The sequence below is a fragment of the Pseudorhodobacter ferrugineus DSM 5888 genome, assembly GCF_000420745.1.
Classification (GTDB): domain Bacteria; phylum Pseudomonadota; class Alphaproteobacteria; order Rhodobacterales; family Rhodobacteraceae; genus Pseudorhodobacter; species Pseudorhodobacter ferrugineus.
In genome coordinates this window covers 21,976-43,136 of sequence record NZ_ATVN01000014.1, presented here as the reverse complement: position 1 = coordinate 43,136, position 21,161 = coordinate 21,976, and the positions used below count along the sequence as shown (strand labels likewise).

General features: G+C 60.0%; 25 protein-coding genes. 22 read left to right on the top strand and 3 right to left on the bottom strand.

Annotated elements, in window-relative coordinates; translation table 11 throughout:
* Positions 1-124: 124 nt before the first annotated feature.
* Entirely contained in the window at positions 125-358 is a 234-nt protein-coding gene (locus G560_RS0112920) for an acyl carrier protein (protein WP_022704727.1), read from the top strand.
* 82 nt (positions 359-440) lie between these two features.
* Here G560_RS0112920 and G560_RS21645 read toward each other — a convergent pair whose 3' ends face one another.
* Complete coding sequence (locus G560_RS21645; protein WP_280513720.1) at positions 441-575, bottom strand: hypothetical protein; 135 nt, start codon at positions 573-575, stop codon at positions 441-443.
* A gap of 28 nt (positions 576-603) precedes the next feature.
* Here G560_RS21645 and fabF point away from each other — a divergent pair, with 28 nt between their 5' ends.
* The 21 genes from fabF to cysE all read left to right on the top strand — a co-directional run bounded on the left by fabF (position 604) and on the right by cysE (position 18,378).
* The gene (fabF, locus tag G560_RS0112915) at positions 604-1,866 is read left to right on the top strand and encodes a beta-ketoacyl-ACP synthase II (RefSeq protein WP_028914067.1); all 1,263 of its coding nucleotides are present in this window, start codon (positions 604-606) and stop codon (positions 1,864-1,866) included.
* Positions 1,866-3,044 (top strand): endolytic transglycosylase MltG, encoded by a 1,179-nt coding sequence (mltG, locus tag G560_RS0112910; RefSeq protein ID WP_022704725.1) that lies wholly within the window; start codon positions 1,866-1,868, stop codon positions 3,042-3,044. Before fabF ends, mltG begins: the two co-directional genes overlap by 1 nt.
* Positions 3,045-3,241: 197 nt before the next feature.
* On the top strand, positions 3,242-3,568 hold the full coding sequence (locus tag G560_RS0112905) for a hypothetical protein (RefSeq protein ID WP_022704724.1): 327 nt from the start codon (positions 3,242-3,244) through the stop codon (positions 3,566-3,568).
* Positions 3,516-4,859, top strand: coding sequence for a DNA-packaging protein (locus tag G560_RS0112900; RefSeq protein ID WP_028914065.1), 1,344 nt, complete (start codon positions 3,516-3,518; stop codon positions 4,857-4,859). The genes G560_RS0112905 and G560_RS0112900 overlap by 53 nt, the downstream gene beginning before the upstream one ends.
* A gap of 108 nt (positions 4,860-4,967) precedes the next feature.
* Complete coding sequence (locus G560_RS0112895) at positions 4,968-6,143, top strand: phage portal protein (protein WP_028914064.1); 1,176 nt, start codon at positions 4,968-4,970, stop codon at positions 6,141-6,143.
* Positions 6,140-6,388, top strand: coding sequence for a GTA head formation protein, RCAP_rcc01685 family (locus tag G560_RS0112890; protein ID WP_022704721.1), 249 nt, complete (start codon positions 6,140-6,142; stop codon positions 6,386-6,388). The genes G560_RS0112895 and G560_RS0112890 overlap by 4 nt, the downstream gene beginning before the upstream one ends.
* A 13-nt stretch (positions 6,389-6,401) precedes the next feature.
* Positions 6,402-6,953 carry an HK97 family phage prohead protease gene (locus tag G560_RS0112885; RefSeq protein ID WP_022704720.1) on the top strand — a complete coding sequence of 184 codons (552 nt, stop codon included), beginning with the start codon at positions 6,402-6,404 and terminating at the stop codon, positions 6,951-6,953.
* A 39-nt stretch (positions 6,954-6,992) separates the two neighbouring features.
* The gene (locus G560_RS0112880) at positions 6,993-8,189 is read left to right on the top strand and encodes a phage major capsid protein (protein WP_022704719.1); all 1,197 of its coding nucleotides are present in this window, start codon (positions 6,993-6,995) and stop codon (positions 8,187-8,189) included.
* 169 nt (positions 8,190-8,358) lie between these two features.
* Positions 8,359-8,961, top strand: coding sequence for a head-tail connector protein (locus G560_RS0112875; RefSeq protein WP_022704718.1), 603 nt, complete (start codon positions 8,359-8,361; stop codon positions 8,959-8,961).
* On the top strand, positions 8,958-9,296 hold the full coding sequence (locus tag G560_RS0112870) for a head-tail adaptor protein (protein ID WP_022704717.1): 339 nt from the start codon (positions 8,958-8,960) through the stop codon (positions 9,294-9,296). Before G560_RS0112875 ends, G560_RS0112870 begins: the two co-directional genes overlap by 4 nt.
* Entirely contained in the window at positions 9,293-9,691 is a 399-nt protein-coding gene (locus tag G560_RS0112865; protein WP_022704716.1) for a DUF3168 domain-containing protein, read from the top strand. The genes G560_RS0112870 and G560_RS0112865 overlap by 4 nt, the downstream gene beginning before the upstream one ends.
* A gap of 45 nt (positions 9,692-9,736) precedes the next feature.
* Complete coding sequence (locus G560_RS0112860; protein WP_022704715.1) at positions 9,737-10,150, top strand: phage major tail protein, TP901-1 family; 414 nt, start codon at positions 9,737-9,739, stop codon at positions 10,148-10,150.
* Positions 10,150-10,470: a gene transfer agent family protein gene (locus G560_RS0112855; RefSeq protein WP_022704714.1), complete on the top strand. Its 321-nt coding sequence runs from the start codon at positions 10,150-10,152 to the stop codon at positions 10,468-10,470. The genes G560_RS0112860 and G560_RS0112855 overlap by 1 nt, the downstream gene beginning before the upstream one ends.
* Complete coding sequence (locus G560_RS0112850) at positions 10,467-10,670, top strand: rcc01693 family protein (RefSeq protein ID WP_022704713.1); 204 nt, start codon at positions 10,467-10,469, stop codon at positions 10,668-10,670. Before G560_RS0112855 ends, G560_RS0112850 begins: the two co-directional genes overlap by 4 nt.
* Positions 10,663-11,316: a phage tail tape measure protein gene (locus G560_RS0112845; RefSeq protein ID WP_022704712.1), complete on the top strand. Its 654-nt coding sequence runs from the start codon at positions 10,663-10,665 to the stop codon at positions 11,314-11,316. Before G560_RS0112850 ends, G560_RS0112845 begins: the two co-directional genes overlap by 8 nt.
* 9 nt (positions 11,317-11,325) lie before the next feature.
* A complete protein-coding gene (locus G560_RS0112840) occupies positions 11,326-11,958 on the top strand; it encodes a DUF2460 domain-containing protein (protein WP_022704711.1) in 633 nt (210 codons plus the stop codon).
* Positions 11,958-12,845: a DUF2163 domain-containing protein gene (locus G560_RS0112835; protein WP_022704710.1), complete on the top strand. Its 888-nt coding sequence runs from the start codon at positions 11,958-11,960 to the stop codon at positions 12,843-12,845. The genes G560_RS0112840 and G560_RS0112835 overlap by 1 nt, the downstream gene beginning before the upstream one ends.
* Positions 12,842-13,276 carry a C40 family peptidase gene (locus G560_RS0112830; RefSeq protein WP_022704709.1) on the top strand — a complete coding sequence of 145 codons (435 nt, stop codon included), beginning with the start codon at positions 12,842-12,844 and terminating at the stop codon, positions 13,274-13,276. The genes G560_RS0112835 and G560_RS0112830 overlap by 4 nt, the downstream gene beginning before the upstream one ends.
* A 12-nt stretch (positions 13,277-13,288) precedes the next feature.
* On the top strand, positions 13,289-17,173 hold the full coding sequence (locus tag G560_RS0112825; RefSeq protein WP_022704708.1) for a baseplate multidomain protein megatron: 3,885 nt from the start codon (positions 13,289-13,291) through the stop codon (positions 17,171-17,173).
* Between the two features lie 18 nt (positions 17,174-17,191).
* Positions 17,192-17,494, top strand: a complete 303-nt coding sequence (locus G560_RS19280) for a DUF7742 family protein (RefSeq protein ID WP_050525248.1) — start codon at positions 17,192-17,194, stop codon at positions 17,492-17,494.
* 74 nt (positions 17,495-17,568) lie between these two features.
* Complete coding sequence (gene cysE, locus G560_RS0112815) at positions 17,569-18,378, top strand: serine O-acetyltransferase (protein ID WP_022704706.1); 810 nt, start codon at positions 17,569-17,571, stop codon at positions 18,376-18,378.
* A gap of 71 nt (positions 18,379-18,449) precedes the next feature.
* On the opposite strand, the gene G560_RS0112810 is transcribed toward cysE, so the two are convergent.
* Both G560_RS0112810 and G560_RS0112805 read right to left on the bottom strand, forming a co-directional pair.
* Entirely contained in the window at positions 18,450-19,760 is a 1,311-nt protein-coding gene (locus G560_RS0112810) for a pyruvate dehydrogenase complex dihydrolipoamide acetyltransferase (protein ID WP_028914063.1), read from the bottom strand.
* 11 nt (positions 19,761-19,771) lie between these two features.
* Positions 19,772-21,154 (bottom strand): pyruvate dehydrogenase complex E1 component subunit beta, encoded by a 1,383-nt coding sequence (locus tag G560_RS0112805; RefSeq protein WP_022704704.1) that lies wholly within the window; start codon positions 21,152-21,154, stop codon positions 19,772-19,774.
* Positions 21,155-21,161 lie beyond the last annotated feature (7 nt).

The following is a 21,161-nucleotide window of genomic DNA, read 5'->3' as shown; positions in this document are numbered from 1 at the left end:
CGGCGCTGATAAGGCCAATGCGCGAAAAGCGCCTTGGTTTCCCGGTGCTTTTCCGGGGTGAGCCGCTCAGTTGAGCACGAGAAAAAAGATCGGGACTCCTCCCGTAACTGCATGAGGAAATGACATGAGCGACATCGCTGACCGCGTTAAGAAGATCGTCGTCGAGCATCTGGGCGTCGAAGAAGACAAGGTAGTTGAAAATGCCTCGTTTATTGACGATCTGGGCGCGGACAGCCTTGATACCGTTGAATTGGTCATGGCATTTGAAGAAGAGTTCGGGATTGAAATTCCGGACGACGCTGCAGAAACGATCCAGACCTTTGGCGACGCTTGCAAGTTCATCACCGGCGCTGTTTGATCAGCCTGGGCACGGGCCAAGGCCTTTGCCCTAAAGGTACAAAATACGGAACGGCACCCCTTTGCGGGTGCCGTTTTCGTTTCTAAACCAGCGCGCCGCCGTGGGTGGCGGGGTAGGCAATCGGGCAAAACACCGCTAGGACGGGCGCGTTTGCCGTGACCTTATGTTGCGCGGCGCGGGTATGCGGTGTATCTGTGCCCGCAGTTAGAATTATCATCTCTGAATAAAACTTACGGGGGGCGTCGATGCGTCGAGTGGTTGTCACGGGTCTGGGTATGGTCACACCGCTGGCTTGCGGGGTTGAGGAAACTTGGTCGCGGCTGATTGCGGGCCAGTCGGGTGCGGGGCCGATCACGCGGTTTGATCCTGCGGGGGTTATCACGCAATATGCCTGTGAAATTCCGCTGGGCGATGGCACGGATGGCACGTTTAACCCCGATGACTGGATGGAACCCAAAGACCGCCGCAAGGTTGATGATTTCATTTTGTATGGCATGACCGCCGCGGTGCAGGCCGTGCAGGATTCGGGCTGGGTGCCCGAGACGGAAGAGGACAAGCACCGCACGGGCGTGATGATCGGGTCGGGGATTGGCGGTTTGTCGTCGATTGCCGAAACGGCTGTTTTGATCAAGGAACGTGGGGCCAAGCGGGTTTCGCCGTTCTTCATTCCGGGTGCATTGATCAACTTGGTGTCGGGGCAGGTTTCGATTCGTTTTGGGTTCAAGGGCCCCAACCATGCGGTTGTGACGGCCTGTTCGACAGGGGCCCATGCGATTGGCGATGCGGCGCGGATGATTGCCTTTGATGATGCCGATGTGATGGTCGCGGGCGGCGCAGAAAGCCCGATTTCCGAGATTGGGATTGCGGGGTTTAACGCGTGTAAGGCGTTGAGCACGAAGCGCGCGGATGACCCGACCAAGGCGAGCCGCCCCTATGACGCCGACCGTGATGGGTTTGTTATGGGCGAAGGGGCGGGCGTTGTTGTGCTGGAAGAATACGAGCACGCCAAGGCGCGTGGTGCCAAGATTTATGCCGAAGTGTTGGGATACGGGTTGTCGGGCGATGCCTATCACATCACCGCACCAAGCGAAGATGGTGATGGTGGTTATCGGTCCATGCAAATGGCGATCAAACGCGCGGGGCTGACGCCTGCCGATATCGACTATATCAACGCGCATGGCACATCCACGATGGCCGACACGATTGAATTGGGCGCGGTGGAGCGGTTGATGGGCGATGCGGCGGCGGGGGCGACGATGAGTTCGACCAAATCCGCGATTGGGCATTTGCTGGGCGCGGCTGGCGCGGTTGAGGCGATTTTCTGTATTCTGGCCATTCGTGACCAAGTGGCACCGCCGACGATCAACCTTGATAACCCTGCGGTGACGCCAAAGCTGGACCTTGCACCGAACAAGGCGGTGAAGCGGAAGATTGACGTGGCCCTGTCCAATTCATTCGGGTTTGGCGGTACCAATGCCAGCCTGATCATGGGCAAGGTGCGCGCATAATGTGGAAGGCGATTGCGTCTAATGCGCTGACTTTGTTCATCGTCCTTTTGGTCATCGCCTCGGGGTTGTTGGCCTGGGGGCGGGAGGAATATTCGGGACCGGGGCCATTGGTCGATGGGGCCTGTGTCAAGGTGGAGCGTGGCGCGTCGCTGTCGTCGGTCAGCCGGACGTTGGAAACCAGCGGTGTGATTTCGGATGCGCGGATTTTCCGGATTGGTGCGGATTATTCGGGGCAGGGTGCGGGGCTGAAATTCGGCAGCTATCTGGTGCCTGCGGGCGCGTCGATGGTGCAGGTTTTGGACATTATCACGGCGGGTGGGCAATCAACCTGCGGGCGTGAAGTGAACTTCCGGATCGGGATTGCCTCGGCTGATGTGATTTTGCGTGAGCTGGACGCGGCCACGGACCGCTATGTCGAAGTGGTGAAGTTTGACCCTGCTGTCGATGCTGTGCCGCAAGATTATGTAGACGCGGTGGAGGATAAGGATTTGCGCTACCGCGTGACGCTGGCCGAAGGTGTGACATCCTGGCAAGTGGTGGAGATGCTGAAACGTGCCGAGTTTTTGGACGGTACGATTGCCGAAGTGCCAGCCGAAGGCAGCCTTGCGCCCGACAGTTATGAGGTGGTGCGGGGCGGTGACCGCGCGGTGCTGGCGGCGGCGATGGCCGAGCGGCAAACGCGGATTTTGGCCGAGTTTTGGGCCGAGCGGGCCGAGGGTTTGCCCTATGCCAGCCCCGAGGAGGCGCTGATTATGGCGTCGATCGTGGAAAAGGAAACCGGTATTGCCGAGGAACGCAAACAGGTGGCCAGCGTGTTTGTGAACCGGTTGCGCAAGGGGATGAAGTTGCAGACCGACCCCACGGTGATTTACGGCGTGACCAATGGCGAAGGCATTTTGGGGCGGGGACTGCGGCAATCGGAACTGCGTCGCGAGACGCCTTATAATACTTATGTTATCAATGGTTTGCCGCCAACCCCGATTGCCAACCCCGGCCGGTTGAGCATTGAGGCCGCATTGAACCCTGATGACACGCCGTTTATTTTCTTTGTGGCCGATGGTACGGGCGGCCATGCTTTTGCTGTGACGCTGGAAGACCATAACGCCAATGTGGCGAAATGGCGCGCGATTGAGGCGCAGCAAGGCAAGGATGAAGCGACAGGCGTGCAGGGGAACTGAGCCGTTCGTTAACAGAACGTGAAGGCTGCGCTCAGTTAAGATATTGATTTTACAGTGAAATAGCTTGACTTACCGCACGGTCTGCGGTAGGACTTAAGGCATGCTAGAAGACGTGGGCAAGCAGCGCGGGGGAAACCCTGACGCTGCTTTTTCATGTCTCTCGTTTGGGCAGCGAGAGAGGCATGGGCACCAAACCAATGACAAAGATTTTCCAAGAGGAAGACGGGCGGATAGCGGCTTTGCTGAACGCCACTGAAGATATGTACCGCGACGCAGGTGTCGAGCTGGCGCGGGCGGTGAAGGCGGCCAAATCGGGTGCACCCTGTGATGCGAAAACCGCGTTGCAAGCGGTGCGGGACCTGAAGGCCGCGTTTCAATTGGCAATGGAAGAAGGGACTAAAATTGAAAAACTCCGCAAAGAGACTTCGGCCGCTATTGGGGAAGACATCCTCGATCTTGACGCCGCACGCGATGAAATCGGGCGCAGGTTGGCTCGCCTCCGTGGGGCCGGAGGAGGTGAATGAGTTTTTGGCGGGCTTGGGCGATAATGCGCTTTTGGCCCTGCCGTGGATGTTTGAATTTTGGGCGCTGCCGCATCAGTTGCCGCCCGAAGGCGCGTGGAAAAGCTGGGTGATTATGGGGGGGCGCGGGGCAGGCAAAACCCGCGCGGGCGCGGAATGGGTGCGCGGGCAGGTGGAAGGCGCGCAGCCGATGGATGCGGGGCGCGCGCGCTGTGTGGCGCTGGTTGGTGAGACCGTTGATCAGGTCCGTGATGTGATGGTTTTTGGGGAGAGCGGGATTTTGGCGTGTTCCCCGCCCGATAGGCGCCCGAAATGGGAGGCGGGGCGCGAGCGGCTGGTTTGGGAGAACGGGGCCGAGGCGCGGGTCTATTCCGCCAGCAACCCTGAAAAGCTGCGTGGCCCGCAGTTTGATGCGGCTTGGGTCGATGAGTTGGCGAAATGGCCGAATGCGCAGAACACTTGGGATATGCTGCAATTTGCGCTGCGTTTGGGCGAGCATCCGCAGCAGGTGGTCACGACAACGCCACGCAACGTCGAGGTGTTGAAGGCAGTGTTGAAAAACCCGTCGACTGTAAGCACCCATGCGCCGACACAGGCCAACCGCGCGAATTTGGCCGCGTCTTTCCTTGAAGAAATCGAGCGGCGCTATGCCGGCACGGCCACGGGGCGGCAGGAAATGGACGGGGTGCTGCTGGAGGAAGCCGAGGGCGCGATGTGGAGCCTTGCACGGCTGGAGGCGGGCCGCGTTGAGCGCGCGCCTGCGTTAAGCCGGATTGTGGTGGCCGTGGACCCGCCAGTAACGGGGCATGCGGGATCGGACGAATGCGGGATTTTGGTGGTGGGGGCAGTGACGGACGGGCCGCCGCAGACATGGCGCGCCTATGTGCTGGAGGATGCCAGTGTCAAATCAGCCTCGCCCGACGCTTGGGCGCGGGCGGTGATTGCGGCGGCGAACCGACATCAAGCCGACCGCGTGGTGGCCGAGGTGAACCAAGGCGGCGATATGGTGGAAAGCATCATCCGCCAGATTGACCCGCTGGTCGCCTACCGCGCCGTGCGGGCCACGCGGGGCAAAACTGTGCGGGCCGAGCCTGTGGCAGCACTTTATGAGCAAGGCCGCGTGCTGCATCTGCCCAACCTTGGCAAGCTGGAGGACCAGATGTGCCTGATGACGGGCACGGGGTTTCAAGGCAAGGGCAGCCCCGACCGCGTGGATGCGCTGGTTTGGGCGCTGACGGATTTGATTTTGGATGCGTCTGCGACATGGCAGCGACCCACCGTTCGGCCACTTTAACGCTTTTTAATCAAATTGGTTCAGATTTGGTTTCAAGCCGAGGGGCAAGGGCGCCCCAAACGGGGGCCGCAGATGGCCCCCGACAAAAGACAAAAGGAGCAGACCCAGATGGTTTTCGATTTCCTGAAACGCAGCGCGCCCGTGGTGCCGGAACAAAAGGCATCGGCAACGGGGCCGGTGATTAATTATTCCGGTTCGGGGCGCGTGGCCTGGAGCCCGCGTGACACGGTCAGCCTGACCAAGACGGGTTTTCTTGGCAACCCGATCGGGTTTCGCGCGGTCAAGTTAATTGCCGAAACGGCGGCGTCGATCCCGTTGGTGTTGCAAGATTGCGAGCGGCGGTTTGACGTGCATCCGATGCTGTCGCTGATGACGCGCCCGAACCCAGTGCAAGGCCGCGCCGAGCTGTTCGAGGCGGTGTATGGCCAGCTTTTGCTGTCGGGCAATGCCTATCTGGAGGCGGTTCAGGGTGCGGCTTTGTTGCCTGCCGAATTACATGTGTTGCGGTCGGACCGGATGAGCCTTGTTCCTGGCGCAGATGGTTGGCCGGTGGCCTATGACTATACCGTTGGCAACCGCAAGCACCGTTTTGATATGACGGGCGGCGTGACCCCGATTTGCCATATCCGCAATTTCCACCCGCAAGATGACCATTACGGGTTTTCGCCGATGCAGGCGGCGGCGGTGGCGTTGGATGTGCATGTGGCGGCAAGCCATTGGTCCAAGGCGCTTTTGGACAATGCGGCGCGGCCCAGCGGGGCGTTTGTGTACAAAGGCGCGGACGGGCAATCGCAGCTGTCGACGGATCAGTATGACCGTTTGTTGAACGAGATGGCATCGCACCACCAAGGCGCGCGCAATGCGGGGCGGCCTATGTTGCTGGAAGGGGGCCTTGACTGGAAGCCGATGGGGTTTAGCCCGTCGGATATGGAGTTCCAGAAAACCAAAGAGGCGGCGGCGCGGGAAATTGCGATCGCCTTTGGGGTGCCGCCGATGCTGTTGGGGATACCGGGGGATGCGACCTATGCCAATTACCAAGAGGCGAACCGCGCGTTTTTCCGGCTGACGGTGTTGCCGTTGGTGTCCAAGGTCACGGCAAATCTGTCGCATTGGTTGTCGGGTTTCAGCGGCGAAGAGGTCGCGTTGAAGCCCGACATGGACCAGGTTCCCGCCTTGGCGACGGAACGTGACCAGCAATGGGCGCGGGTCGGGGCGGCGGATTTCCTGACCCCTGCGGAAAAGCGCGCAATCTTGGGGCTGCCTTCTTTGGCTGGCGATGAATGAGCCCGCGCGGCAAGGAGGCCGGCGGCTCGCGCTATTTATACGACAGCTTTGATGCGGCAACGGCGCGGATCGAGGCGAATGAGCGGGTGGCCGATGAACGCTGGTCGGGGCTGGAATACCGGCTTGGCCAGATTGAGGGCACGCTGGACCGGCTGGAGCGCCGGATCTGGTTGGGCGTCTACGGGGTTGCGGCGTTTCTGTTGGCGCAGGGGGCCGAGGCGGTACTGAATGCGGCGATGAGGTAAAGATATGGGATATATGGACAATCACGGCGCACCCGAGCGCAAGTTTCATCTGCCGGAGGCGGGGCTGGTCGTGACGGATGGCACGCGGATCGAAGGCTATGCCAGCCTGTTTGGCAAACGCGACCAAGGCGGCGATGTGGTGCAAAAAGGCGCTTATGCCATCAGCCTGAAGGCGTTGGCGGGGGCGGGGCGGCGGGTGAAAATGCTGTGGCAGCATGACCCCGCGCAACCCATCGGCGTCTGGGATGAGGTGCGCGAGGATAGCACGGGCCTGTACGTCAAAGGCCGCATCCTGACCGATGTGGAAAAGGGGCGCGAGGCGGCGGCGTTACTGGCGGCAGGGGCGATTGATGGGCTTTCCATCGGCTATCGCACCTTGCGGGCCGAAAAGGATAGCAAGGGCCAACGGCTTTTGTCGGAACTGGAGCTTTGGGAGGTGTCGCTGGTGACCTTTCCGATGCTGGCAGAGGCACGGGTGGCGGCAAAGGCCGATGCGCCTGCCGACATTTGGACCGATCTGGCGCAAGTCTTTGACGATGCGCGCCGAGACCTAGCCGCGCGTTAAAGCGGCTTTCACGACTGAAACCCAACGAGGGGAATTGAGATGACCGAGGTAAAAACTCGGGCCGGGGAAGATATGTCCTCAGCCCTGCATCCGGGTGCGGAAGTGAAATCCGCCATGACCGGATTTTTGAAGGAATTCAGCAACTTTCAGGCCGAAGTGAAGACAGCGTTGCAACAACAGGAAGAGCGTATGACCATGCTTGATCGCAAAACGATGACTTACGGGCGTCCAGCCCTTTCGGCACATGCCGAGGTAGAAGTGCCCCACAAGAAAGCCTTTGACGCCTATTTGCGTTCGGGCGACGATGACGGCCTGCGCGGTCTTGTGCTGGAGGGCAAGGGGCTGAACGTGGCTGTGAATGCCGAGGGTGGCTATTTGGTGGACCCGCAGACCGCCGAGACCATTCGGTCCAGCCTGAAATCCACCTCGTCGATCCGTGCGATTGCGAATGTGGTGCAGGTTGAGGCGACGTCGTTTGACGTGCTGATCGACCATACCGATGTGGGGTCGGGTTGGGCCACGGAAAGCGGGCCGCAAGTGGAAACCGGCACACCTGCGATTGAGCGTATTTCGATCCCGCTGCATGAACTGTCGGCGATGCCGAAAGCCAGCCAGCGTTTGTTGGATGACAGTGCGTTTGACGTTGAGGGTTGGCTTGCAGGCCGGATTGCCGACAAGTTTATGCGCGCCGAGGCGGCATCGTTTGTGGCGGGTGATGGCGTGGACAAGCCGCGCGGGTTTTTGAACCATACCAGCGTGGCCGAAGGCGTTTGGACCTGGGGCAATCTGGGTTATATCGCGACGGGTGAGGCGGGTGATTTTGCGGCCGCCAACCCCGCCGATGCGGTGGTCGATCTGGTCTATGCGCTGGATGCGACCTACCGCGCCAATGCGTCGTTTGTCATGAATTCGAAAACTGCGGGCGCTGTGCGCAAGATGAAGGATGCGGATGGTCGTTTCCTGTGGTCGGACGGACTGGCTGCGGGCGAGCCTGCGCGCCTGATGGGATACCCTGTGCTGATTGCCGAGGATATGCCGGATATTGCGGCGGGTGCCTATGCGATTGCCTTTGGTGACTTTGCCAATGGCTACACAATCGCCGAACGCCCTGACCTGCGCGTCATGCGTGACCCCTTTAGCGCGAAACCGCATGTTTTGTTCTATGCGACCAAGCGCGTGGGCGGCGACGTTTCCGATTTTGCGGCGATCAAACTGCTGAAATTCGCCGTGTCCTAACCGGCGCGCGCGAAGGCCCGACCCCAAGGTTTGGGGTCGGGTTTGGGCGCGCACTGGGGTTCGACCCTGACCCGGGTCGTCTAGCTGCTCCCCCCCCAAACGAGCGATGCGGGGTGCGCGTCCAAGGCTTTAGGCCCTGCAATTGGGCAGATTTTTCGGAGAGAGAAGCATGATGTTGATCGAGCAAACGACGGTTCCCACAGAGGCTTTGCCCGTGCAGGCGCTGAAAAACCATCTGCGGCTTGGCACCGGGTTTGCCGATGACGGGATGCAAGACGGGTTGATCGAAAGCTATTTGCGCGCAGCGTTGGCCGCGATTGAAGGGCGGATTGGCAAGGCGCTGATTGCGCGGGATTTCAGTTGGACCCTTGAGGAATGGCGCGGCGGGGCGGAGCAAGCCTTGCCTGTGGCACCCGTGGCCAACATCACGCGGATTTCGCTGCTGGACTGGGATGGGAATGCCGAGATTGTGCCGCAATCGTTGTACCGTTTGGTGCAAGATACGCACCGGCCCCGCGTGCAGGCCACGGGATATATGCTGCCGCAAGTGCCGATGGGGGGCACCGTTCAGATCGGGTTTGTTGCAGGCTTTGGCGCGGACTGGGGGGATGTACCAGCCGACCTTGCGCAAGCGGTCTTGATGCTGGCGGCCGAATATTATGAGCGTCGCCATGAGGGCGGGCAGCGCGGCGAAGGTGGTTTGCCGTTTGGCGTGGTTACGCTGATCGAGCGCTGGCGCACAGTGCGGGTTCTGGGTGGGGCGGGCGCATGAAGCTGGTACATTTGTCACGCGCGCTGGTGCTGGAGGGGGCTGTCGAGGCATCCGATGGGATGGGCGGGATTGCGGTGACTTGGGCACCTTTGGGCACGCTGTGGGCCGAGGTTTTGCCCGGCACGGGGCGCGATACGGCGGGCGAAGAGGTGGTCTTAACGACCGTGCCCTACCGCATCACCGTGCGCGGTGCGCCGCAGGGGGCAGGGTCGCGGCCAAAGGTGGGCCAGCGGTTTCGTGATGGCAGCCGCCTGTTCACCATTCTGGCCGTGACCGAGCGGGACGAGGCCGCGCGCTATTTGGTTTGCTTTGTTCGAGAGGAGACACCGGCATGAGTTACGGTGCGGCGGCAGCGCTTCAGGCTGCAATCTATACGCGATTGACGGGTGCGCCTGCGCTTGCGGGGGTGTCGGTGGTGGACGCCATTCCATCGGGGGGCGGGACGGGGACGTTTGTGCTGATTGGCCCCGAGGATGTGATCGACCAATCGGACCAAAGCGGCGGCGGGGCCGAGCATCGGCTGGTTGTGGCGGTGATTTCGGACGCGGCGGGGTTTGCGGCTGCCAAGGATGTGGCGGTGGCCGTGTCGGATGCGCTGATTGATGCGCCGCTGGTCCTGACGCGGGGGCATCTGGTGGGCTTGCGGTTTTTGCGCGCCAAGGCGGTGCGGTTGGACGAAGGCGGTGCGCGCCGGATTGATCTGAGCTTTCGGGCGCGGATCGAGGATTGATGTTTGGCCCCGAGGGGTCGTGGTTTTTGAAAATGGAGACGTGCGATGGCTGTTCAAAGTGGCAAGGATCTGCTGATCAAACTGGATATGGTTGGCGACGGGAGTTTTGAGACGATTGCGGGGCTGCGCGCCTCACGCATCAGTTTCAACGCCGAAACGGTGGATGTGACCAGCCTGGAAAGCACGGGCGGGTGGCGTGAGTTGTTGGCGGGCGCGGGCGTGAAAACCGCGTCGATTTCGGGGTCGGGGGTGTTTCGCGATGCCAGCACCGATGAACGCGCGCGCCAGATATTCTTTGACGGGGAAATCCCGTTGTTTCAGGTGATTATCCCCGATTTTGGTGTGATCGAAGGGGCGTTTCAACTGTCGTCGATCGAATACGCGGGCAGCCATAACGGCGAGGCGACCTATGAGATGACGATGGCATCGGCAGGTGCCCTGACGTTCACGGCGCTGTAATGGCGAACCCTTGGACAGGCGAGGTGGCGGTGGTGCTGGATGGCAAGCGCCATGTGGCCAAGCTGACGCTGGGGGCGCTGGCCGAGTTGGAGGCCGTGCTGGAAACCGGATCGCTGATTGAATTGGTGGAACGGTTCGAGACGGGGCGGTTTTCGACGCGCGATGTGCTGGCGCTGTTGGTGGCGGGCTTGCGCGGGGGGGGGTGGCAGGGGACTGCCGCCGACCTGCGGTCTGTGGACATTGGCGGTGGGCTGGTCGAGGCAGCACGGGCGGCGGCAGAGTTGTTGGCGCGCGCGTTCGCCACGCCGGGCGAGACATGACAGGGATTGATTGGGCCGCGCTTATGCAGGTGGGGCTGCATGGATTGGGAATGCAGCCAGACGCATTTTGGCGGCTGACCCCGGTGGAGCTGCGCATCAAGCTGGGGGCGCAGGCGGGCAGTGGCCCCTTGACCCGCGCGCGCCTGGATGAGCTGGCGCGTGCCTTTCCGGATGTAAAGAAAGGGCAGAAAGATGGCTGATATATCGGGTTTAGAAGATCAGATTGCGGCGCTGGAAGTGTCGCTGGACGGGGCTGGTGGGATGGTTGGCGCGTTTGAAGGCGAGCTGTCGCGGATGCGCGAAAGTTTGGTCTTTACGGGGCGCGAGGTGAACACGTTGTCCACCAGCATTGGTGGGGGCTTGCGCCGCGCGTTTGACGGGTTGGTGTTTGACGGGGTCAAGCTGTCGGATGCGTTGCGCGGTGTCGCGCAGACGATGATGGACACGGTGTATTCGGTGGCGATGAAGCCGGTTCAAAACGCATTGGGCGGGTTGGTTGCCAACGGAATGAACGCGCTGTTGGGCGGGCTGATGCCTTTTGCTGATGGGGCGAGTTTTTCGCAAGGCCGCGTGATGCCGTTCGCCAAGGGGGGGGTGGTCGCACAGCCGACCAATTTTCCGATGCGCGGCGGCATGGGGTTGATGGGCGAGGCGGGGCCCGAGGCGATTATGCCGCTGGCGCGCGGGGCCGATGGGCGTTTGGGCGTGCAAGCGGGCGGCGGGGGGCGTGCGGTGACGGTGGTGATGAACATCTCCACCCCCGATGTCGCAGGCTTTCAACGCAGCCAAAGCCAGATCGCAGCGCAGGCATCACGTGCGCTGGGGCGTGGGCAACGGAACAGGTAAGGGCGGACTATGGGATTTCATGACATACGGTTTCCGGCGAATTTGAGCTTTGGGTCGGTTGGTGGGCCAGAGCGGCGCACCGAGATTGTGACGCTGGCCAACGGGTTTGAGGAGCGTAACACACCTTGGGCTCATTCGCGTAGGCGCTATGACGCGGGGGTCAGCCTGCGCAGTCTGGATGACGTCGAGGCGCTGATTGCGTTTTATGAGGCGCGGCGGGGGCAGTTGTTCGGCTTTCGCTGGAAGGATTGGTCTGATTTCAAATCCTGCTTGCCGTCGAAGGTGCCTTCGTCCGTGGATCAGAATATCGGCTTGGGCGATGGCGAGCGTTTGACGTTTTCGCTGTCGAAAACCTATCAGTCGGGCGAGCAAAGCTATACCCGCCCGATTGTGAAACCGGTTTTGGGCACGGTGTTGGTGGCGATTGATGGCGACCCCAAGGTGGAAACGCTGGAGTTTTCGGTGGATACCACGACAGGGGTGATCAGCTTTCCCACGCCGCCCGATCCGGGGGTGCGCATTACGGCGGGGTTTGAATTTGACGTGCCGGTGCGGTTTGATACGGACCGTATCCAAACCTCGGTCGCATCGTTCAAGGCCGGTGATGTGCCGAATGTGCCTGTGCTGGAGCTTCGGGTTTGATGGCGGGGTCGGAAGGGCTGTACGCGCATCTGGAAACCGGCATCACGACCGTTTGCCGCGCATGGGAGATTGCGCGCAAGGACGGGGCTTGGTTTGGGTTTACCGATCATGACACCGATCTGGCCTTTGGCGGGCAGGTCTATAAGGCCAATTCGGGGCTGACGGCGCGGGCGTTGCAACAAACCACGGGCCTATCGGTGGACAATACCGAGGCGATTGGTGCGCTGTCTGATTTGGGTGTGACCGAGGCCGATATTCTGGCGGGGCGGTTCGATGGTGCTGCGCTGACGGGGTGGGAGGTGAACTGGACCAATCCAGACGATCGTGCCGTGACGTTTCGCGGCACGATTGGCGAGATTACTCGGGCGGCGGGCGCATTTCAGGCGGAATTGCGGGGGTTGACCGAAGGGTTGAACCAACCGCAGGGCCGCGCGTTTCAACGCAGTTGCCCCGCTGTTTTGGGGGATGCGAAGTGCGGGTTTGACGTGCTGCAAACCGGTTTTTCGGTGGAATTGTCGGTTGAGGCAATTGCGGAAAACCGCGTGCTGGGCTTTGCCGGATTGGCCGAGTTTGATGACCGCTGGTTTGAAAAGGGGCGTTTGGTTGTGTTGTCGGGTGCGGCCACTGGGGTGGTTGGGATCATCAAGAATGATCGGATCGGGGCCGATGCGCGCAAGGTGGAGTTGTGGCAGAATATCGGGCCGATGCTGGTTGAAGGTGATTTGGTGCGGCTGGAGGCGGGCTGTGACAAGCGCGGTGAAACCTGCCGGTTCAAGTTTGACAACTTCCTGAATTTCCGCGGCTTTCCTGATATTCCAGGCGAGGATTGGCTGACCTCCTATCCCAGCGCGTCCCAGACCAACACGGGCGGGAGTTTGGTGCGATGACGCCGCGCCAAGCCCGCATTGTGGCCGAGGCGCGGGGCTGGATTGGCACGCCTTATGTGCATCAGGCCAGCTGTAAAGGGGCAGGGACCGATTGTCTGGGTCTGCTGCGCGGGGTGTGGCGGGCGGTTTTGGGCAATGAGCCGGAAGTGGTGCCCGCCTATACCGCCGATTGGTCCGAGCCGGGGCGCGATGAGGTGCTGCTGGCTGCGGCCTTGCGCTGGTTGCGGCCTGTGGCCAAGGGCGATGAGGCTGCGGGTGATATTTTGCTGTTTCGCATGCGCGCGGGCAGCGTGGCCAAACATTTGGGCATCGCGGGCGACATCGCCCCGCGCGCCAGCTTTATCCATGCCTATACGGGGCATGGTGTCATTGAAAGCCCGCTGTCAGAGCCGTGGGCGCGCCGCGTGGTTGCGCGGTTTGAACTACCTTAAGGAGTGCTGTGAATGGCGACGATTCTGCTTTCGGCCGTAGGGGCCGCCGCGGGTGCGGGGTTTGGCGGCACGGTGTTGGGCCTGTCGGGGGCTGTGATTGGCCGTGCTGTTGGGGCAACCTTGGGGCGCGTGATTGACCAGCGTTTGATGGGGTCAGGGTCCGAGGCGGTGGAGACCGGCCGGATCGAGCGGTTTCGCCTGACGGGTGCATCTGAAGGGGCGGCCATTCCGCAGATTTACGGGCGCATGCGCACGGCGGGGCACATCATTTGGGCCACGCAGTTTGAAGAAACCTCGTCGACCAGTGGTGGCGGCAAGGGCGCGCCCAAGCCAAAGGTGACGAGCTATTCCTATACCGTCAGCTTTGCCGTGGCGCTGTGTGAAGGGGAGATCTCAAACATTGGCCGGATGTGGGCAGATGGTGTTGAGGTGGACCCCGACATGATTAACCTGCGGGTTTACCGCGGGACCGATGACCAATTGCCTGACCCCAAGATCGAAGCGGTGGAAGGTGCGGGCAATGCGCCGGCCTATCGCGGGATCGCCTATGTGGTGGTCGAAGGGCTTGATATTTCACGCTTTGGCAACCGCGTGCCGCAAATGACATTTGAGGTCGTGCGCCCGGCACAAGGCCAATATGCGGCGACCACGACCGATTTGACGCGGGCTGTGCGGTCTGTCGCGATGATGCCCGGCACGGGGGAATATGCGCTGGCCACAACACCGCTGCATTACGATTATGGGCCGGGGCTGGCGCAAAGTGCCAATGTGAACTCACCCTCGGGCAAGACGGATTTCACGACTTCCCTTGCGCAGTTGCGGGGGGAATTGCCGAATGTGACGTCGATTTCGTTGATCGTGTCGTGGTTTGGCAATGATCTGCGCTGTGGGACCTGTTTGGTGGAACCGAAGGTGGAGCAAAACACCAAGGACGCTACGGGTATGGCGTGGCGCGCGGGTGGGATTGCGCGGGCGGCCGCATCGGAAATTGTGCAGGTTGCAGGGCGGCCGATCTATGGTGGTACCCCGTCGGATGCGTCGGTGATTGAAGCCATCCAAGCGGTACGGGATGGCGGGCAAGAGGTGATGTTTTATCCGTTTATCCTGATGGACCAGCTGGAGGGCAACACGCTGCCCGATCCGTATTCCGATGCTGTAGGTCAGCCGAAACTGCCGTGGCGCGGGCGGATCACGCTTTCATCTGCGCCCGGGCGTGACGGGGGGCCTGACCGCAGCGCGGCAGCCGAGGCAGAAGTTGCCGATTTCTTTGGCACCGCTGCGGGTTCAGATTTTGCGGTGGCGGGTGGGGTGGTCAGCTATAGCGGGCCGTCTGAGTGGCGTTATCGCCGTTTTGTGCTGCATTATGCGCATTTATGTGCGGCGGCGGGTGGTGTGGACGCGTTTTGCATCGGGTCGGAAATGCGGGGGCTGACGCAGATTCGCGGGGCGGGTGACAGCTTTCCGGCTGTCGCGGCCATGCGCCAGCTTGCAGCGGATGTGCGGAGCATTTTGGGGCCAGACACCAAGATCAGCTATGCGTCAGATTGGACCGAATATTTCGGCTATCAGACGGATGGGAATGTCTATTTCCACCTTGATCCATTGTGGGCCGATCCGAATATCGACTTTATCGGCATCGACAATTACATGCCGCTATCGGATTGGCGCGATGGCGATGATCACGCGGATGCTGGGTTCAAGGCGGTCTATGATCTGGACTACCTTGGCGGCAACGTCTTGGGCGGCGAGGGCTATGACTGGTACTATGACAGCGCCGAGGGCGAGGCGGCACAGCGCCGGTTGCCGATTGAGGACGGCGCGTATGGCGAGCCGTGGGTCTACCGCTATAAGGATTTGAAAAGCTGGTGGTTGAATGACCATTATGAGCGGATTGGGGGCGTGCGGCAGGCTGTGGCGACCGATTGGCTGGCACAATCGAAACCGATCCGGTTTACCGAATACGGCTGTGCGGCGATGGATAAGGGGGCGAACCAGCCCAACAAGTTTCTGGACCCGAAATCATCGGAATCGAGCCTGCCCAAATATTCTAACGGGCGGCGCGATGATGTGATGCAGATGCAGTACTTGAGGGCGATGGCGCTGACCTGGGGCAATCCTGAGAACAATCCGGTATCAACGGTTTATGCCGCCCCGATGCTGGATATGGACCGCGCGCATGTCTGGGCATGGGATGCGCGCCCTTTTCCGCAGTTTCCAAACAACACCAACCTTTGGGCGGATGGTGAAAACTATTCGCGCGGCCATTGGCTGACGGGGCGCAGCGCAAACCAGCCGCTGTCGATTGTAGTGGCCGAGATTTGCGAACGATCGGGGTTGCATGATTTTGACGTGTCGGGCCTGTTTGGCGTCGTGCGCGGCTATGCGCCCGAAGGGGTTGGCACGGCGCGGGCGGCGTTGCAGCCGCTAATGCTGGCTTACGGGTTTGAGGCGATTGAGCGTGAAGGCCAGTTGATTTTCCAGATGCGTGGCGCGCAAAAGCCTGTTGCGATTGACCCTGAACACCTTGTCGAGGTGGATGAAGATGCGGGAACCTTTGAAACCACCCGCGCGCCCGAGGCGGAAACCGCGGGCCGCGTGCGGATGAATTTCATCGAGGCCGAGGCAGATTTTGCGCAGCGGCAGGTAGAGGCGATTTTTCCGGATGAAGAGAGCTTTGGCGTGTCGCAAAGCGATCTTGCGCTGACTGATGCCGAAGGGCGCAGCATTGCCGAACGCTGGTTGTCCGAGGCACGGGTTGCGCGGGATGTGGCGCGGTTCAGTCTGCCACGGTCGCTGGCGCGTTTGGGGGCTGGGGATATTCTGGACCTGAGCGGCACAACCTACCGCATTGACCGCATTGAACAAACCGAGGCGGCAATGGTCGAGGCGTTGCGGGTTGAGCGGTCGGTTTACGAGCCGTCAGACGCGATAGATGCGCGGCGGCAGGTCAGCCAGTTTGTGCCATCTGTTCCCGTCTTTCCAGTGTTTTTAGACCTGCCATTACTGACAGGTGCAGAGGTGGAACATGCGCCGCATATCGCGGTGACTGCAAAGCCCTGGCCGCAATCGGTTGCGGTGTGGAGCGCTGTGCAAGATGCGGGCTATGCCCTGAACCGTTTGGTGCCGCGCCCTGCAGTCTTGGGGGTGACGCAATCGGTGTTGGCGAATGCGCCGACTGGCATTTGGGATCGTGGCCCTGCGCTGCGGGTTAAACTGAGCTATGGCACGCTCGCATCGGCTGACAGGTCCAGCGTTTTGGACGGGGCAAATGTGATTGCCATTGGCGATGGCAGTTCCGCAAATTGGGAGGTGTTACAATTTGCCGATGCAAGCCTTGTTGAACCTGGTGTTTATGACCTTTCAATGCGGTTGCGTGGTCAGCTTGGCACCAACGGCATTATGCCGGAAAGCTGGCCGGAGGGCAGCATTATCGTGTTGCTCGACGGGGCCGTTTCGCAGATTGACCTTGCCCAATCGGCGCGGGGCCTTGCCCGAAACTACCGGATCGGGGCTGCGGCGCGTGGGGTGGATGATGTGAACGTCTTGCACCGCATAGAGGCGTTTGCGGGGATTGGATTGCGGCCTTATGCGCCTGCGCATTTACGCACAACGGCGCAGGCGAATGGCGATATTGCAGTCACTTGGGTGCGGCGTACGCGGATTGACGGCGACAGCTGGGATTCGTTTGAGGTGCCGTTAGGTGAAGCGCAAGAGGCTTATGTCCTGCGGGTTCTGGCTAGTGGGTCAGTTGTCCGAGAGGTCGTGACAAGTGGCACGAGTTGGACCTATCCGATCGCCATGCAAACGGCAGATTCCGCAGGCGGCGCGCTGGGTGTGTCTGTGGCGCAGCTGTCTGACAGGTTTGGCCCAGGGGTTTTTGTCGGTCTGGACGTCTAAGCGCACATGCGACAGGTCATGCACGGAGATATCATTGCGGCTGCAAGGGCGCTGGTTGAAATCCCGTCACCCGAAAGGGCGGCGGCGATTTCGGCCATGTTTTACCGCGCCCATAGTGCGGATAAAATCATGAAACACACTGGGATGCCGCATCAGGCATGGGGAAATGGCAGCCTTTTGGCTGCAACCCAGCCAAGGCCCAACTTGCCAGAGCCTAGCCTGAGCAACATGGACTATCTGCGCGCTTTGCAGCAAATTTTGACGGCATTGATTGACTGGAAATGTGAACGCGACCCGTCACTTCGGCGTTATGGCCGCTGAATTTTTGTGTGCTATGTGGACGTTTGTAGGCGTTTGCGACTATAGTCAAAGACTTGCAAATCCGGAGAGACGCAATGGCAAAGAACAAGCAGAACGTGGCAACGATTGACCCTGTTTGGCAGCGCATTTGCGAAGAGTCGGTCCAGGCGATTGCCGCTGAACCGCTTTTGGGTGGTTTGATCCATTCAAGTGTTTTGCACCACCCGTCATTTGAACGCACTCTGGCCTATCGGTTTTCGCTAAAACTTGCGTCTGGCGAAATGAGCGAACAAATCCTGCGGGAAATCGCTGATGAAGCCTTTGCAGAGGCACCAGAGCTGGGGCAATTTGCCCGTGCAGATATCACGGCGGTGTTTGAACGTGATCCTGCTTGCAGCCGCTATTTGCAACCGTTGCTTTTCTTCAAAGGATATCAAGCGGTTCAGGCCTATCGGATTGGCCATTGGCTTTGGCAGCAGGGCAGGCGCGATCTGGCCTATTTTGTGCAAATGCGCGTGTCAGAGGTGTTTGGCGTCGATATTCATCCGGCGGCCCAAATTGGTCGGGGCATTATGATCGACCACGCGCATTCGATTGTTATTGGTGAAACGGCTGTGGTTGGCAACAACGTGTCGATGCTGCATTCGGTGACATTGGGCGGCACAGGTAAAGAAGATGGTGATCGACACCCCAAGATTGGTGACGGGGTTTTGATTGGTGCGGGCGCCAAGGTGTTGGGGAATATCAAGGTTGGACATTGTTCCCGCATCGCGGCGGGATCGGTTGTGCTGCAAGATATTCCGTGCTGCAAAACGGTCGCGGGCGTGCCTGCGCGGGTTGTGGGTGAGGCGGGCTGTGACCAGCCATCGATCACGATGGATCAGGTGTTTCACGACCACGGGTAAAGCTACCTAGATGCTATAGAATAGGCCCGAGCATTGTTATGCCCGGGCCTTTTTCGTTTAGATGTTCAGGTTTATGCCAACATCGCCATTGGATTTTCAAGGTTATCAATGACCGCTGCCAAGAAGGCTGCGCCCAAGGCTCCGTCAATAACGCGGTGATCGACGGACAATGTCATCGACATCACAGTCGCCACAACTACTTCACCCGCCGCATTCACAACAGGCTTTTTCACGCCAGCCCCCACCGCAAGGATCGACCCGTGCGGTGGGTTAATGACGGCGTCGAAATTGTCGATGCCCATCATCCCGAGGTTGGAAATCGCAAAGCTGCCGCCTTGGTATTCATGCGGCGCAAGTTTTTTCGTTTTCGCGCGGCCCGCAAGGTCTTTCATCTCGGCCGAAAGAGCCGACAGCGACTTTTGATGGGCGTCGCGCAGAACAGGCGTAAAGAGACCGCCTTCAATCGCCACGGCAACTGCCACATCCGATGGTTTCAGCTTCAAAATACGGTCGCCTGCCCAAACCGCATTGCAATCGGGCACGGTTTGCAGCGCATTCGCACAGGCCTTGATGATAAAGTCATTGACCGACAGCTTGACCCCACGCGCTTCCAGCTGCTTGTTAAGCGTAGCACGGAAGGCCATCAACGCATCCAGCTTTACATCGCGGCGCAGATAGAAATGCGGGATGGTTTGCTTGGCTTCGGTCAAACGGGCCGCGATGGTTTTGCGCATCCCGTCCAATGAAACCTCGGTATACTCGCGGTCGGCAAACATCTTTTTGACGGTGTCCGCAGATGCACCTGTGGCCATTGCGGGTTTTGGTGCCGCGTCGGTTGGGGCAGCAGACGCAGACGCCGACGCAGTGGCCGGAGCCGCAGCGCCGGGCTTTGCGCCCTCAACATCGGCCTTCACGATACGGCCATGCGGGCCGGATCCCGACAGGCTGGCCAGATCAATACCCTTTTCTGCGGCGAGCCTGCGCGCCAGCGGCGAGGCAAAGACCCGCGCACCAGCGGCTTTTGGCGCGCTTGGTGCAGATGTAGATGGGGCTGCAACCTCTTGTTTTGCGGTCTGTTCTTTCGGGGCCGATTTGGCTGCCGATGGGGCAGGGGCTTCGGACGCGGCCGAGGCATCTTCGCCCTCTTCCAGCAGCACCGCGATTGGGGTGTTCACTTTCACCCCAGCGGTGCCTTCGGCGACCAGAATTTTGCCGACGATACCTTCATCGACCGCTTCAAATTCCATCGTTGCCTTGTCGGTTTCAATCTCGGCCATGATGTCGCCGGATTTGACCGTATCACCCTCTTTCACCAGCCATTTGGCCAATGTGCCTTCTTCCATCGTGGGGGAAAGCGCGGGCATTAAGATTTGTGTAGCCATGAGCGTTCTCCTTAACGGTAGCAGACGGATTTAACGGCCTCGACCACTTCTGCGGTCGTGATCAATGCGTGTTTTTCAAGGTTGGCAGCATAGGGCATCGGCACATCCTTGCCAGTGCAGTTGATCACCGGCGCGTCCAGATAGTCGAATGCGCGCTGCATGATCGTGGCACCGATATGGTTGCCGATGGAACCGACGGGCCAGCCTTCTTCGACCGTCACACAACGGTTGGTTTTCTGCACGCTCGCCAAAACCGTGTCGTAATCTATCGGGCGCAGGGTGCGCAGATCAATCACTTCGGCGGAAATGCCCTCTTCGGCCAGCTTGTCTGCGGCTTCCAACGCATAGGTCATGCCGATACCAAAGGACACGATGGTCACATCTGACCCTTCGCGCCAGATGCGGGCCTTACCGAACGGAATGGTGAAATCGGGCAGATCGGGAACTTCGAACGACTTGCCGTACATGATTTCGTTTTCAAGGAAGATCACGGGGTTCGGGTCACGGATCGCTTGTTTCAGCAAGCCTTTCGCATCGGCTGCCGAATATGGCATAACAACCTTTAGCCCCGGCACCATCGCATACCATGCGGCGAAATCCTGGCTGTGCTGCGCGCCCACGCGGGCGGCGGCCCCATTGGCACCGCGGAACACAATCGGGCACCCCATCTGACCGCCGGACATGTACAATGTCTTTGCAGCAGAGTTCAGCAGGTGGTCAATTGCCTGCAAGGCAAAGTTGAAGGTCATGAATTCGACAATCGGGTTCAGACCGGCAAAGGCCGACCCCACAGCGATGCCGGTAAACCCGTGTTCGGTAATAGGGGTGTCGACCACACGTTTGGGGCCGAATTCATCCAGCATCCCCTGAGAGATCTTATAGGCACCTTGGTATTCGCCAATCTCTTCGCCCATCAGATAGACCAAAGGATTGGCGCGCATTTCTTCGGACATTGCTTCGCGCAGCGCCTCACGCACCGTCATGGTTTTCATTGGCGTGCCTTCGGGCCAATCCGGTGATGCGTTTGATTTCACCTCAACCGGCGCAGAACCTTTTCCGCGGGGAAGGTTTTCTGATTTAGAATCAGCAGGTTGTTCATTTTTAGTTAAGGTTTCAGCAGCGGGCGCTGCGGTAACGTCATCAGCAGATTCACCCTCTTCGATCAACACAGCAATAGGCGTGTTAACCTTTACGCCTGCCGTGCCTTCAGCGACCAAGATCTTGCCGACGATGCCTTCGTCGACGGCTTCAAATTCCATCGTCGCCTTGTCGGTTTCAATTTCGGCCATGATCTGACCGGATTTTACGGTATCGCCTTCTTTGACCAACCATTTGGCCAAAGTGCCTTCTTCCATCGTGGGGGAAAGCGCCGGCATGAGAATTTGCGTTGCCATATGTGTC

Excerpts from the sequence above, each read along its gene's own strand:
- G560_RS0112875 (WP_022704718.1), top strand. The coding sequence starts at position 8,359 with ATGATGTTGATCGAGCAAACGACGGTTCCCACAGAGGCTTTGCCCGTG.
- mltG (WP_022704725.1), top strand. The coding sequence starts at position 1,866 with ATGTGGAAGGCGATTGCGTCTAATGCGCTGACTTTGTTCATCGTCCTT.
- G560_RS0112885 (WP_022704720.1), top strand. The coding sequence starts at position 6,402 with ATGGACAATCACGGCGCACCCGAGCGCAAGTTTCATCTGCCGGAGGCG.
- G560_RS0112840 (WP_022704711.1), top strand. The coding sequence starts at position 11,326 with ATGGGATTTCATGACATACGGTTTCCGGCGAATTTGAGCTTTGGGTCG.
- G560_RS19280 (WP_050525248.1), top strand. The coding sequence starts at position 17,192 with ATGCACGGAGATATCATTGCGGCTGCAAGGGCGCTGGTTGAAATCCCG.
- G560_RS0112835 (WP_022704710.1), top strand. The coding sequence starts at position 11,958 with ATGGCGGGGTCGGAAGGGCTGTACGCGCATCTGGAAACCGGCATCACG.
- G560_RS0112895 (WP_028914064.1), top strand. The coding sequence starts at position 4,968 with ATGGTTTTCGATTTCCTGAAACGCAGCGCGCCCGTGGTGCCGGAACAA.
- G560_RS0112850 (WP_022704713.1), top strand. The coding sequence starts at position 10,467 with ATGACAGGGATTGATTGGGCCGCGCTTATGCAGGTGGGGCTGCATGGA.
- G560_RS0112880 (WP_022704719.1), top strand. The coding sequence starts at position 6,993 with ATGACCGAGGTAAAAACTCGGGCCGGGGAAGATATGTCCTCAGCCCTG.
- G560_RS0112865 (WP_022704716.1), top strand. The coding sequence starts at position 9,293 with ATGAGTTACGGTGCGGCGGCAGCGCTTCAGGCTGCAATCTATACGCGA.
- G560_RS0112905 (WP_022704724.1), top strand. The coding sequence starts at position 3,242 with ATGACAAAGATTTTCCAAGAGGAAGACGGGCGGATAGCGGCTTTGCTG.
- G560_RS0112825 (WP_022704708.1), top strand. The coding sequence starts at position 13,289 with ATGGCGACGATTCTGCTTTCGGCCGTAGGGGCCGCCGCGGGTGCGGGG.
- G560_RS0112900 (WP_028914065.1), top strand. The coding sequence starts at position 3,516 with ATGAAATCGGGCGCAGGTTGGCTCGCCTCCGTGGGGCCGGAGGAGGTG.
- G560_RS0112920 (WP_022704727.1), top strand. The coding sequence starts at position 125 with ATGAGCGACATCGCTGACCGCGTTAAGAAGATCGTCGTCGAGCATCTG.
- G560_RS21645 (WP_280513720.1), bottom strand. The coding sequence starts at position 575 with ATGATAATTCTAACTGCGGGCACAGATACACCGCATACCCGCGCCGCG.
- cysE (WP_022704706.1), top strand. The coding sequence starts at position 17,569 with ATGGCAAAGAACAAGCAGAACGTGGCAACGATTGACCCTGTTTGGCAG.
- G560_RS0112855 (WP_022704714.1), top strand. The coding sequence starts at position 10,150 with ATGGCGAACCCTTGGACAGGCGAGGTGGCGGTGGTGCTGGATGGCAAG.
- G560_RS0112810 (WP_028914063.1), bottom strand. The coding sequence starts at position 19,760 with ATGGCTACACAAATCTTAATGCCCGCGCTTTCCCCCACGATGGAAGAA.
- G560_RS0112805 (WP_022704704.1), bottom strand. The coding sequence starts at position 21,154 with ATGGCAACGCAAATTCTCATGCCGGCGCTTTCCCCCACGATGGAAGAA.
- G560_RS0112860 (WP_022704715.1), top strand. The coding sequence starts at position 9,737 with ATGGCTGTTCAAAGTGGCAAGGATCTGCTGATCAAACTGGATATGGTT.
- G560_RS0112845 (WP_022704712.1), top strand. The coding sequence starts at position 10,663 with ATGGCTGATATATCGGGTTTAGAAGATCAGATTGCGGCGCTGGAAGTG.
- G560_RS0112890 (WP_022704721.1), top strand. The coding sequence starts at position 6,140 with ATGAGCCCGCGCGGCAAGGAGGCCGGCGGCTCGCGCTATTTATACGAC.
- G560_RS0112870 (WP_022704717.1), top strand. The coding sequence starts at position 8,958 with ATGAAGCTGGTACATTTGTCACGCGCGCTGGTGCTGGAGGGGGCTGTC.
- G560_RS0112830 (WP_022704709.1), top strand. The coding sequence starts at position 12,842 with ATGACGCCGCGCCAAGCCCGCATTGTGGCCGAGGCGCGGGGCTGGATT.
- fabF (WP_028914067.1), top strand. The coding sequence starts at position 604 with ATGCGTCGAGTGGTTGTCACGGGTCTGGGTATGGTCACACCGCTGGCT.